The sequence below is a fragment of the Hymenobacter montanus genome, assembly GCF_014699115.1.
Taxonomy (GTDB): Bacteria; Bacteroidota; Bacteroidia; order Cytophagales; family Hymenobacteraceae; genus Hymenobacter; species Hymenobacter montanus.
In genome coordinates, this window is the sequence record NZ_JACXAD010000001.1 from 295,844 (window position 1) to 308,372 (window position 12,529).

The 12,529-nt window shown below is 61.9% G+C and carries 11 protein-coding genes; 6 read left to right on the forward strand and 5 right to left on the reverse strand.

Going from position 1 to position 12,529, the window contains the following annotated elements:
- The first annotated feature begins 120 nt into the window (after nt 1-120).
- From IC235_RS01125 to IC235_RS01135, 3 genes are all read left to right on the forward strand, one after another.
- Nucleotides 121-300 (forward strand): hypothetical protein, encoded by a 180-nt coding sequence (locus IC235_RS01125; RefSeq protein WP_191003313.1) that lies wholly within the window; start codon nt 121-123, stop codon nt 298-300.
- 334 nt (nt 301-634) lie between these two features.
- Nucleotides 635-2,683, forward strand: a complete 2,049-nt coding sequence (locus IC235_RS01130) for a DUF3857 domain-containing protein (RefSeq protein ID WP_191003314.1) — start codon at nt 635-637, stop codon at nt 2,681-2,683.
- Nucleotides 2,684-2,844: 161 nt separating this feature from the next.
- Nucleotides 2,845-4,773 carry a DUF3857 domain-containing protein gene (locus IC235_RS01135; protein ID WP_191003315.1) on the forward strand — a complete coding sequence of 643 codons (1,929 nt, stop codon included), beginning with the start codon at nt 2,845-2,847 and terminating at the stop codon, nt 4,771-4,773.
- 89 nt (nt 4,774-4,862) lie between these two features.
- On the opposite strand, the gene IC235_RS01140 is transcribed toward IC235_RS01135, so the two are convergent.
- Nucleotides 4,863-7,037, reverse strand: coding sequence for a helix-hairpin-helix domain-containing protein (locus IC235_RS01140; protein WP_223847006.1), 2,175 nt, complete (start codon nt 7,035-7,037; stop codon nt 4,863-4,865).
- A gap of 90 nt (nt 7,038-7,127) precedes the next feature.
- On the reverse strand, nt 7,128-8,045 hold the full coding sequence (locus IC235_RS01145; protein ID WP_191003317.1) for a hypothetical protein: 918 nt from the start codon (nt 8,043-8,045) through the stop codon (nt 7,128-7,130).
- A 112-nt stretch (nt 8,046-8,157) separates the two neighbouring features.
- On the opposite strand from IC235_RS01145, the gene IC235_RS01150 reads away from it, so the two are divergent.
- The 3 genes from IC235_RS01150 to IC235_RS01160 all read left to right on the forward strand — a co-directional run bounded on the left by IC235_RS01150 (nt 8,158) and on the right by IC235_RS01160 (nt 10,127).
- Complete coding sequence (locus IC235_RS01150) at nt 8,158-8,892, forward strand: M48 family metallopeptidase (protein ID WP_191003318.1); 735 nt, start codon at nt 8,158-8,160, stop codon at nt 8,890-8,892.
- A 78-nt stretch (nt 8,893-8,970) separates the two neighbouring features.
- Nucleotides 8,971-9,192, forward strand: coding sequence for a membrane protein insertion efficiency factor YidD (gene yidD, locus IC235_RS01155; protein ID WP_191003319.1), 222 nt, complete (start codon nt 8,971-8,973; stop codon nt 9,190-9,192).
- 47 nt (nt 9,193-9,239) lie between these two features.
- On the forward strand, nt 9,240-10,127 hold the full coding sequence (locus tag IC235_RS01160; protein ID WP_191003320.1) for a hypothetical protein: 888 nt from the start codon (nt 9,240-9,242) through the stop codon (nt 10,125-10,127).
- Between the two features lie 29 nt (nt 10,128-10,156).
- Here IC235_RS01160 and lgt read toward each other — a convergent pair whose 3' ends face one another.
- The 3 genes from lgt to IC235_RS01175 form a co-directional block, all read right to left on the reverse strand.
- Nucleotides 10,157-11,044 carry a prolipoprotein diacylglyceryl transferase gene (gene lgt / locus IC235_RS01165; RefSeq protein ID WP_191003321.1) on the reverse strand — a complete coding sequence of 296 codons (888 nt, stop codon included), beginning with the start codon at nt 11,042-11,044 and terminating at the stop codon, nt 10,157-10,159.
- Nucleotides 11,045-11,278: 234 nt separating this feature from the next.
- Nucleotides 11,279-11,581 carry a hypothetical protein gene (locus IC235_RS01170; protein WP_191003322.1) on the reverse strand — a complete coding sequence of 101 codons (303 nt, stop codon included), beginning with the start codon at nt 11,579-11,581 and terminating at the stop codon, nt 11,279-11,281.
- On the reverse strand, nt 11,574-12,206 hold the full coding sequence (locus tag IC235_RS01175; protein WP_317173510.1) for an RNA polymerase sigma factor: 633 nt from the start codon (nt 12,204-12,206) through the stop codon (nt 11,574-11,576). The genes IC235_RS01170 and IC235_RS01175 overlap by 8 nt, the downstream gene beginning before the upstream one ends.
- Nucleotides 12,207-12,529: the final 323 nt, after the last annotated feature.

Below are 12,529 nucleotides of genomic sequence, written 5' to 3' on the forward strand. Positions count from 1 at the left end.
CGGAATGCGGCTGATGATTTTGCGGCTGATAGCGCGGGCGGCGGGCAGCAGGTATTGCTGGGGAAGGGGCCGTTGGTCAACTTAAGGGCAGCTGATTTTCGCGTGTTTCTTCCTTAATACTTGCCAGCCCTGTTTCTTTCCCGCTATTATCCTGCCCTGCGGCCCGCTTCGAGCCCACTAGGGGGATTGGGAGCTGAGGAGAACCCGTTCCGGCACGAGGCCCGACTTTGCAACATTGATTTTGGCGCCGCCCAGGATGAAACCATCATGGTTACCCTCCCGCTGCCCGCTGGCTACTAACTGGCTGCACTCCCTAAACCGGCCGTAATCGACCTACCCGATGGTGGCCGCTTCCTCTATAGCTTGACGGCAGCCCCTGCTGGCGTGGTGCAGATTACCAGTCGTCGGAGCCTGCGCAATGCCGTGTACGAAGCTGGCAGTACGCCAACCTGCAGGAGCTCTAACGCCTCATGCTGGCTAAGCCAGCCGAGAAGCTCATTATTCAGAGAAAACGCTAATTAATTTTATCTACCTCTTAATAAGATAATTATCTTTTCACAAGCAAACAGCTACTATGTTGCTTGCATTTTTATCTTTAATTTGTGAAAAAATTTGCTTACCATTTATTCTTCGCATGAAGCAATTCTTACTCTTCCCCGCAGTCCTGGTAGCAGCCCTGCTGAGTTCCCTCACTGCGCAGGCCCAAGAACCCATCAAATTCGGTAAGCTCGACCCGAAAGACTTAACTGCCGCCCCTTTTGTGGGCGATAGCGCCGCGGCCGCCGTAGTACTGTGCGACTACGGCACAACCTCTTTTTTGTACCGGGATGATAACTTTCAGTTGGTTTCCGAAAGGATAACGCGCATCAAAATTCTGAAGAAAGCCGGCTACGACGTGGCCACGGTGGAAGTGCCTCTCTACCATCGCAACACCCAGGACGAAAAGATTTCTTCCCTGCGCGGCTTCACCTACAACCTGGTGAACGGGCAGGTGGTCAAAACCAAGCTGGAAAGCAGCAGTTCCTTTCTCGAGGAGCGCAGCAAAAACCAGCGGGTACGCAAGTTCACGCTGCCCGACGTACGGGAGGGCTCCGTAATTGAGTACGCTTACACGGTCACCTCGGACTTCCTGTTCAATTTTCAGGACTGGACGTTTCAGCGCGAAATACCCACGCGCTGGAGTGAGTTTCACGCGGCTATCCCCGAATACTACGACTACCGGATGCTGTTGCAGGGCTACCACCCCCTGGCGGTGAAGTCCCAGAGCGAAAGCAGCATTCAGTTCATGGTTCACACGGCGGGTGGCTTTGTCGGCGGCGGCTTTGCCACCACCCGTCAAGGCGGCAGCAGCGAGACCGTAACGGCCCGGGTCACTAACTACCGCTGGGCGATGAAAAACGTGCCGGCCTTCCGCGAAGAACCCTTTATGACAACTGCGGAGGACTACGTAGACCGCCTTAACTTCCAGCTGGCCGGCGAAAAGTTTCCGGGTCAGGGCTACGTCAACGTGGCCGCAAACTGGGCTAAGATCGACATGGAGCTGCTGGGCGATGATAACTTCGGCCAACAGCTCGACCGGGGTAACTTTCTCAAAGACCAGATGAAAGCCCTGGCCGGACAATACCCTGATCCGGTGGCCCGGGCGGCGGCCGTACGGGAAGTAGTGATGAGCGGCATTCGCTACGACGGTACCAACCGCTATCACACCGACGGTTCGCTGCGCAAGGCGTACGACGCCCACCGCGGCTCGGCGGCCGATGTAAACCTGCTGCTCATCGCCGCCCTGCGCGACGCGGGCCTGCCCGCCCAGCCCGTGCTGCTCAGCACCCGCGACCACGGGCGGGTGAATCAGACCCTGACGCTGCTTAACAAATTCAACTACGTGGTGGGCCTGGTGGCCTTACCCGACGGTAAGGAATTGCTGATGGACGCCACCGAGCCGCTGCTGCCCTGCGGCGTGCTGCCCGAGCGCTGCCTCAACCAGATGGGCCGGCTGATTATGCCTAAAACCGCGGATAGCCGCTGGATCGACCTGACTCCCACCCTGCACCACGTGCGCTTCCACCAGGTGGCCCTGACCCTGGACGCCCAAGGCGGCCTCACCGGCAAGGTGCATGAGGAGCACGGCGGCTACGCTGCCGCCGACACGCGCAAAGAGCTGGCCCGGCTGGGTGAGAAAAAGTTTTTCGCCGAGCACTCCGGCCAGCACAGCAACTGGACCATCCCCAAGTTCACAGTGGCTGAACGCGACAACGTAACCAAGCCCCTCGCGCTGGACTACGAATTTACCCAGCCGGCCGACGATGCCGCCACCGCCGGTCTGTTGTACCTGAACCCGCTCCGGGAGTTCAGCAGCGAGCAGAATCCGTTCCGCCACGACGACCGGCTGTTTCCCGTCGACTTTGGCGCGGCCCAGGACGAGACGACCATGGTCACCCTCACGCTGCCGGCCGGCTACGAGCTGGCCGAAATACCCAAACCGGCCGTAGTTGAGCTGCCCGAGGAAGGTGGCCGCTTCTTTTACAACGTGAGCCCCGCGGGCCCGGGCACGGTGCAGATTACCAGCCGCCTGAGCCTACGCCAGACCATGTACGCGGCGGAGCAGTACGCCAATCTACGCGAGTTTTACCGCCTCATGCTGGCCAAGCAAGGCGAGAAGCTGGTGATTAAGAAGAAGGCGTAGCTCATTATTGAGTAGTCGGGCCGGAAACCTGGGTATTCAGCAACCGGGCGGTACGGAAGGAGCCGGCCGCGCTGGTTCTGACTTAGCAGCTTCTCTAACAATCTTTTCGAATCGGTCCTAATCGTCTTATCCCTTATCTCGTGAAAGCGTTGCTTCCCTTGATGGCTGCCCTTCCGCTGAGCAGCTTTCTGTTGCTGCGGCCCGCCGGGCCCGCCCCGAAATACGCGGTGACCGACATTCCGGCATCCTTGCGGGAGGGCGCGCACGCCGTGCTCCGGGCCGACGACGAAGTAGTAACCGTAAAATCGGCCGGCCGGCTGGTGCATACCGTGCACCGGGCCATCACGGTGCTCGAGCCGGCGGGCGACGACTTCGGGCGCCACGCCGTGAGCTACGATGCGCTTAACACCCTGAGCTACCTGCGCGGCGCCGTGTACGATGGCAGCGGCCGCCTGCTGCACCAGCTGCGTCCAGCCGAAATTCACGACCGGGGCATGGGCGACGCGGGGGGCAGTTTTATGACCGATGTGCGCGTACGCTACGCCGACCTGCGCCAGCCCCAAACGCCCTACACGGTAGAATTCGACTACGAAATCGTGTCGGACAACACGCTGTTTTACCCGGACTGGCAGCCGCAGGAAGCGGAGGGCCTGGCGGTACAAGCCGCTACGCTCCGCGTAACCACGCCGGCTGCCCTGCCGTTGCGCTACCAGGAGCGGCAGTTGCCCCCTGGCAGCGTCGTTGCCCGCACTACCCTTGGCAGCCAGGAAACCTACCAGTGGCAGTTGACCGATTTGCCGGCCGTGGACGAGGAAGAAGCCGCCCCCCCGCTGGCCGACATCACGCCGGCGGTGGCACTAGCTCCCGGCGCCTTTGAGGTGCAGGGGCATAAAGGCAGTTGCGCCACCTGGCAGAGCTTCGGGCAGTGGAACTACGACCTGAACGCCGGCCGTGACCAGCTCCCGCCGGCCACCGCGGCTAAAGTAGCCGCCTTGGTGAAAGACGCCCCTGATGCTCGCACCAAGGCCCGGCGCGTCTACGACCTGCTGCAAGGCAGCACCCGCTACATTTCGGTGCAGCTGGGCCTGGGCGGCTGGCAAACCTTCCCGGCCAGCGCCGTGGCCGGCAGCGGCTACGGCGACTGCAAAGCCCTGAGCAACTACACCAAAGCCCTGCTGGCCGCCGCCGGCGTGCCCGCCTACGTGGCCCTGGTCGGGGCCGGCGGCGACCAGGCCGACCTGCGCGCCGACTTCCCCAGCTCGCAGTTCAACCACGCCATCTTGTGCGTGCCCCTGGCCACCGGCAGCCGCCCCGATACGCTGTGGCTGGAGTGCACGAGCCAGACGCAAGCCTTCGGCTACCTGGGCAGCTTTACGGGCAACCGCCATGCCCTACTGCTCACGCCCCAGGGCGGGCAACTGGTAGCCACCCCCAGCTACGGCAGCACCGAAAACCGCCGGGAGCGCCGCATCGACTTGTTTCTGGACGCCGCGGGCGGGGCCACGGCAACGGCCCGCACCCTGCGCACCGGCCAGGAGCAGGATCTCTACGCCCAGCTGCTGCATGACCTGAGCCCAACGGAACAAAAAAAGTACGTCGTCGACCGCCTCCAACTGCCCACCTTCACCCTGACCAAGCTCAACCTGGCCGCTACGGCGGCCGGGCCGCTGCCGGGCGTAGTCGAAACCCTGGGGCTGGCCCTGCCGGGCTTTGCCGTGCCCAGCGGCAAGCGCGTTTTCATTACCCCCAACCTACTGAGCCGCCTGCCCGCCTTACCCGCGCAGGTGGGCGAGCGCCAGGCCGCCCTGTGGCTGCCCCGGGCCAGCCTCCACGCCGACACCGTGCGTCTGCACCTGCCCGCGGGCTTCCGGGCCGAGACTTTGCCCTCGGCCGTGCAGCTCAGCACCGCCTACGGCACCTACGCTAGCCACTACGCCACGCTGCCCGATGGGACGGTGCAATACATCCGCCGCCTGGAGCTAAAGCGGGGCCGGATGCCCCGCACAGCCTACGCCGCCTACCTGGATTTCCGGCGTAAAATCAGCATTGCCGACAAGGCCCAGGTGGTGCTGCTCAAGACCGAGAGCTAAGCAGACCTCGCCAGAGATAGCTACTTCCCGCTGTGGCCAGCTCTGCGAAGGGCATGGCCTAACATTGCCTTTTGCTCAACGTCGCAAGATTAAAACTTCACTCGCAGCTGGGCCTTCACCTCGCCGCGCAAGTCACCCTGGATTTCTTCCAGCCCGGTTCCTACCGTATCCTGGTGGCGATAGCGCGTTTCGGCGTACCGCAGCCAAAGCGTAAGCGAGCGGTTGAGGTGAACTTCGGCCATACCGTAGACCCGGGTACCCTGCCCGTAGAGGGCCGGCAACGACACGGCCAGCAGCACGTCCGGCTCGTAGATGTACTGGCGGCTATCGTAGTCGTCAGAATCAAACACCGAGTAGCGAGCCGTGAGCTTAAAGGCCCGGTTAAGCTGATAGCTCACATCCTGGGCCAGCACGTAGCCGCGATGCCAGGCCAGCTCGCGGTCGTAGCGCAGGCGCGAAGCCTGCAGGCGGGTCCGCAGCTCCAGGGCCGGGCTGACGGCGGTGTTGAAGTACAGCAGCAAGCTCTGCCGCAGCTGGTCGCCGGGCAGCGGCAGGGCCCGGTAAGGGTCGAGAGTGATCAGTTCGGCTGCGGGCAGGTCCTGTGGTTTGAGGCGCTGGCGCAACTGGGCGTAGAGCAGGCTGGTTTTGGTAGGTGCGTAAGCCACCCGCACGAGGGCATCGTGGCCATCGGTGGGAGCACCGGCCCGGTACCGCAGCCACGGGAAGCGAAACTGGTCGTAGTAGGCCGAGATTTCCCAGCGGGCCACCGGCCGCACCTTCAGGCCAACGTACACGCCCGTTTCGTTGATGTTGCGGGTGTTTTCGCTGAAAGCATTGCCGTAGAGGGTATGAAACGTGGGGGTGTAGTGCCGCACCAGTAGGGCCGCGTCCACGGTGGGGCCGAGGCTGGCCAGCAGCCCGTTCACGGTACCCAGGCCCCCACCCGTGCTGCGGGCCGTTTCGCCGAAGAGCAGCAGGTTGCGCCACACGTAGCTGTAGTGGACCGCCAGCGCCAGGTTTTCCCGGCCGCTGAACTCGAACCGGTTGTACGGTTCGGGCCGCTTGAGGATAGCGGTGCTGTAGCGCGTGTACACCCCCGTGGCCCCGATGGCCAGGTTGCCGTCGCGGCTGGTGTAGCCCACGTTGCCACCCCCGATGGTTTCGGCGAGCCGGTGACGGCTGGCCAGCTCCGCCGCCGTGCGGTGAAAGCCCGTGTACAGCAAGCCCGAGGTGAACTCGCTGTACTGCGCCAGCGAATCAAGGGTTTGCTGCAGGTTAGCATCCACGTTCTTGTGCGAGGCAAACCCCGTGACTTGCACCGTAGGCGCCACCTGGTAGGTAGCCGCGCCGCCCCGAAAAAACGTGTTCTCCAGCAAGGAGGAGTACGCCCGCACGCCCACCGACGAGCGCCGCAGGGTGGTAATCGTCTCCGCGCCCTTGCCCACGCCCAGCCCCGACGAGAGCAGCAGGCCCTGCCCGAACTGCAGTTGGTAGTCGCCCAGGGCTAAGGCTTTCAGCCGCCCCCGCTCTTGCAGCAGCACGTGCGCCGACCAGTAGTCGGCCCCGAACTGCCCGTTTTTGGGGTTCCAGGTCAGGGCTTCGCCTGCGTCTTTTTCCAATGCGAAGCCCAAGCTGAAATCCTTGGAGTGGCTTACGCGGTAGCGCATCACCATCTTATCGGGCGTGCCAAGGTAACGCGTAGTGGGCTGGCCCTGGTAGAGGGTGGGCGCTGTATAGCCCCGGCGCTGCTGCAGTACCCGCTCGTAGCGCAGGTAAAGGGCGTTGTTGTCCTCGTGGGCCAGGCGCTGCCAAAACGAGCCCCGCGCGGCATTCTGATTGCTACTCAGCACGCTCACGAACGGCAGAATCCGGTTTATCGTCCGCAGCTCGTAGCCCTCAATACTTTGCAACTCGTACACGCTCAGCAACTCCCCGTTGAGCTCCCGGTGGTGCAATAAGTTACTTACCTGGTTTTCGGTCAGCAGCAGCAGGGCCCGCAGCTCTTCGCGGGTGGCGGTGTTGAGGTTAATGGGCGTCTGGTAGTACTGGAGCAGCGTCTCGTAAAGGTCCTCGTACGGAACCTCATCCGATTCTATCTCGGCAAATAGCTCCTGGGTAAGACGGTCAAGGTCAGGCGCACGGCGGACGTAATCCTGCGCCTGCGCGAGGTTAGGGTTAATTAAAAATAAAGAATTAAAAATTAAAAATGAGAACAGTAGGAGGCCACCTATACCACGTGCTTTGCGCGGGCAGATTATGAACAAGCAATTTTGCTGCACCCTATTACATACCAATGAGCAGAAATTTTTCATCAGAAATTCGGAAATTTTTAATTTTTAATTCTTCATTTTTAATTAAAAATCCCCCCACGACTTGCTCACGCTCAGATGCTGGCTGAAGCCCAGCGCCTGCTGAAACGCCGCCGCGTAGTCGACCTGAAATTTCCCCGCCAGCACGCCAATGCCCGCGCTGGCCTGCCCGGTGAGTGAGGCGATTCCGAGCCGGGCCGCCAACGTGGGCACCGGCCGGTATTCCAGGCCGGCCTTGAAATTGGCGTCGCGCTCCACGTCTTTCTCGGTTTCGGCCAGCAAGAGCACCTGTGCGCTGGGGCGGTAAGCCAGGCCGGCCCGCAGCACGGTGGGCACTCGCTCGGCCTGGTAGCTGGCCAGCTTAGCTTGGGTGAGGTTATAGAGCGAAGCGCCAAAGCTGAGCCGTTGGGGCACTATCTCGATTTGCCCGCCCAGCGTGCCCAGCACCACGCGCCGGCTGCCCAGGCCTTCGATGCTTACTTGCAGCAGATCGACGCGCCCGCCCAGGCTGATTTGCCCAAAACGGTAGCCGTACCCGGCCCCCACGCGGGTTTCGTTGTAGAGCGTGCCCCCGAAGCGCTGGGCCTCAAAGGCCACCACGCCGTGGCGGGCCCAGGTCCGGGTGGGGGCCGAGGGGCTTTGGTCGGGGGCCGAGGGCGCGCTGGCCCGGCCCAGCGGCAAGGCTACCGCCAGCGCCCCCACGTTCAGGGCCGGGCTGAAGTAGCGGTTCTCCGCATAAAAGCCAACGGTGGGCTGCTGAATCTCGCCCAGGCCGGCTACGTTGTTACCCATGCTCCACACCTCGCCGGCTAGCGCGACCGAGGCGTTGCTGAGTGCGGCGGCCCGGGCGCCCCGTACGCCCGGGCCGTTGCCCTGGGCCCGGGCCGGGGAACCCAGCAACACGCCAATCAACGTCAATACACCTCCCAAAGCACTATAATATTCAAGTACATACTTTCTCATAATTTGAAGGTAAGACAGCACCAGTAATTATTTGCACTCGGCCTCGAAATTATTTTGCCGGGCTTCGCCGTTTGCTTACATATTCCGACCCTACTGTCGAACTTGCTGCCCCATGCCCCGACCCTTCGCTGCTGCTCCCTACCACGAAAGTCTTTCCTATAATAACCAGCTCCTTAGCTATACCCTCGTGTTTCGATCCCGACGTACGATTGGCTTCGCGGTGAAGCCCGACGGCAGCGTGCACGTCAGCGCCCCCGCCGGTACTTCGCGCGAATGGGTGGCTCAGCAAGTGCTAAAAAAAGCTGACTGGATTCTCAAGCACCAAGCCTCTTTTGCTAACCGCCCGGCACCTGCCCCGAGCCGTCGCTACGAAGCTGGCAGCCTCCATTACTACCAGGGCCGACCCTACCGCCTGCGTTTTACCGAAGCCCGCCGGCCCGCGGTGGCGCTGGTCGGCGACGAGCTGATCGTATCGGCCGCGGCCCCCCTCGAACCCGCACAAACCAGCGCCCTGCTACACCGCTGGTACGCCCACCAGGCGGGCCCGCAGTTTGCCGAGTCCCTGGCGCGGGTATGGCCGCGCTTCGCCGCCTTCAACCTCGTCCGCCCTACCTTGTTCGTGCGCAACATGCGCACCCGCTGGGGCAGCTGCACGCCGCGCACCGGGCGCATCCGCCTCAGCCCGGAGCTTATTCGCGCCCGCCCCGAATGCCTCGACTACGTACTGCTGCACGAGTGTTGCCACTTAGTGGTTGGCGACCATTCCAAAGCTTTCTACGACCTGCAAACGCAGCTTATGCCCGACTGGGAACGGTGGAAAGCGGAGCTGAACGCGCTGCCGAAGTAGCCGGGAGCCCCCGCCCAGGTCACGCTCGTACAGGCTAATCACCTCGGCGTTACCCACCGGGCTGCTTATCTTGCCCCCATGTCTCGGCTGTTTCGTGCGCTTTTTCTGGCCCTGGTCTGGTTTTACCGGCATTGCATCTCGCCGCTAACGCCACCTAGCTGCCGCTACACGCCCACGTGTTCGGCCTACGCGGCCGAGGCCATTACCAAACACGGTCCCTGGCGGGGTGGGCGCCTGGCATTGCGGCGCCTGGCCAGCTGCCACCCTTGGGGCGGCCAGGGCTTCGACCCCGTACCATAGTCGGCCTTTTCCGTATAAGCACGTTCATTCATTCGTGTATTTGCTCAATGCGCTTTATTCCTCTGTTGCCGGCCGCGTTGGCCTTACTGCTCATTTCTTCCTGCTCCGAGGCCCAAACCGATAAAAGCAGCGCCCCCGGCAAGGCGAAAGGCGGCGACCGCCGCAAGAACAAAGACGCCGCCGCCGCAATCCCCGGCCTACACGAAGTAGGCTCGCTCAAAGGAGTGGTGCCGGAGAGCTCGGGCCTGGCCCCGGCGGCCGACAGCCAGCACTACTACAGCTTCGGCGACGACGGCAACTACCCCACCCTCTACGAAATCACTGGCACCGGCAAGCTGGTAAACACTATCTCCATCAACGCGACCAACTCGGATTGGGAAAGCCTGAGCCGCGACCCCCAGGGCAACTATTACATCGGCGACTGCGGCAACAACGAAAGTATGCGCCGCAATCTGACCATCTACCGCGTGCGGCCCGATGCTCCCAGCGGAGTAAGCAAGATCAGCTTCTCCTACCCCGACCAGAGCGAGTTTCCGCCCAGCAAAAAGCAGCGCAACTTCGACTGCGAAGCCAGCCTGTGGCACGAGGGCAAGGTTTGGCTGTTCACCAAAGACCGGGGCCAGAGCTGTACCAGCAAGGTCTACACCGTGCCCGACCAGCCCGGCGAATACACCGCCCAGCTCGTGACAAAGCTCGCCATTCCCGGCCAGGTGACCGACGCCGCCCTGCGCGCCGATGGCCACCGTCTCGTGCTGCTGGGCCGCGGCGAGCTGTTCATCCTCGACGGCAATTCTTGGGACGACCTCCTGAAGGCCCCGCCCCGGCGCGTCGACCTCAGCGGTGCCGGCCAAACCGAAGGTGCCGTCTTCAAAGATGATAGCACCCTGCTCATCAGCACCGAGCAAGGGGGGCTGTATGAGTTTACGCTACCGTAGGCGCGCAAAGTTTCGCGGAGTTAAGAGAGCTAGCTTGTGGCGGTACCAATGGCGGGCTGCTGGTCGCCTTTCTTACCCAAATCGCGCGGGGCATAGCCGTGCGGGTTTTGAGGGTCCTTGCCGGCCCGCCACAGCACCCATAGCCCGATGAAGACCAACGGGATGCTCAGCAGCTGTCCTTGGTTGAACAAGTGGCCGTTTTCGAAGGCTACCTGGTTTTCCTTCAGGTATTCGCCCAGGAAACGCTGCGTGAAGAGCAGCACGACGAACAGTCCGAACAGTTGCCCACGCGGCGTACGCTCCTTGGTACGGTTCCACATCGAGTAGAGCAGGACGAGCAGAAAAATGCAGAACAGGGCCTCGTAAATCTGAGTGGGATGTCGCGGCACGGCCACGCCCTGAATGAGGTGCTCGGTATCGCGTGGGAAAATGAAAGCCCAGGGTACATCCGTGGGCTTACCCACGATTTCGGAGTTCATCAGGTTACCCGTCCGGATGCAGGCCCCGCCCAAGGCCACGACGATAACGATGCGGTCGAGCACCCACAGGTAATCGAACTTATTATTGCGCGCGAACAGCCAGCAGGCGAACAAAATGCCGATGGTCGCGCCGTGGCTGGCCAAGCCCCCTTGCCAGATGCGGAACACCACCATCGGGTCGGCTATCAGTGCGTCGAGGTCGTAGAATAGCATGTGGCCCAGCCGGGCGCCCACGATGGTGCCAATCAGCATGTAAATCGTAATCACGTCAACCCACTGCGGCGACACCCGCTCCGAGCGGTAAATGTGGGTCAGGATGAAAGTCCCCAGGATGAAGGGCAGCATGAAGAACAGGCCGTACCAGCGCAACGTAAGGGGCCCAATGTGCGCGATGATGGGGTTAACGTTCCAGTAAATGGCGGCGAGGAAAGGCTGCATACGACTCGAAAATGGAATAGTGCTCAAAGGTACTCCTACCTTCGGCTTGATGAGTTTAACAAGATAACGGGACGCTTACTCGTCGGCTGGAGTCGGACCTGGGAACGGGCCCGAAGCGCTACCGAGCCCATCAGGTGAAGAGCTCATCAGCCTTGATCTCCCAACACGACGCTTCGCGACCCAACGCTCTTCTGCTGAGGCCTACTCGTGCTTCCTTTAAAAGCACCGGCTGGCTTAGCGCGGCAGTGGCCGCGGCGGCTGAGCGCTGGTGCGAACGTGACGGGTCGGTTCCGGGTCCGGGCGCAGCGCCCGGCCGTCGCCGCTGAGCGTCAGCACCACCGAGCCGAGCAGCATCGCGTAGGCGGGCCGCAGCAGCCACCCGGGCAAAGCCTGCTTTGCTGCTGCTTGAGCGGAGAGCCGGGCACGCACCCGCCCGTAGAAGAAGGGCTGGGGGCCCGCTTTCGGCTGGGCCTGCAGCTGGCGAATCAGAGCTTCCCATTCCTCATCGGGGTCGGGTCGAAAGACGGAATCAGGCATGGCGGTGACGTTGAACGTGTTTGCGGAGGGTTTGGCGAGCCCGAAACAGCAGAGATTCTACGGCGGACACGCTGGTATTCAGTACTGCCGCTATCTCCTCATAGCGCAGCCCTTGCTCGTGGTGCAGGGTAAAGGCCACCTGTTGCTGATCGGGCAGCCGGGCAATGTGGTCTAGCAGTAACTGTAGCTGCTGCTGGCCTTCGAGCAGCGCGAGGGGGTGCGCATGATCGGGCGGTTCGTGAAGCACGTCATTGTCGAAGCCCAGCAAGCTGGTGAAATAGGCGAAGCGCTTTTGGGCACGAGCCTTCTGGCGGGCTCTCAGGGCGCGCGAGGTGGCGAGCCGGTAGAGCCAGGTTGTCAAGCTGGCTTCACCCCTAAACCGGGCAATGGTCTGATAAACTTCTACAAAAACCTCTTGAGCAACATCTTCGGCTTCTTCGGGCGTGCGTAACAGCGAAAACACCGTGCGGTAAATCCGGTCCTGGTAACGCGCTACCAACGTGCGAAAGGCGGCTTCGCTGCCCTGTTGCAGTTGCGCTACCAGGTCGGCATCGGCAGTAGGAGTAAGCTCTCGGCCGCAGGTGGGCGAGTCATCAGCAAAAACCAGCGGGAGGGTGTAATCCACAGAAAACAATCTGAACTCAGATAGAATGTTCATCCGGCATTGACTTGGGGCTGTCAATATCCGGGCTTCTGGGAGTTAGGTACTATCTGCGCTAAAAACTTGCGCGGACTTTCGACTATTGTTGAAGTTGTTCCAAAAATCAGTTTTCACTGCCCTACCGAGCGCGGCTGAGGCGCCAGATTCAGCAGCGCAATTCCATCATTGCCGAAGCGAGCCGCCTTGGCGGCGCCCGGTCGGAGGTGCTCGAATGTATTGCTTGAGTCCCTGAATAGCCTATGCTTTAGCGCCTATCCAGCAATACCCTAACTCGTCAACCTGAAGTC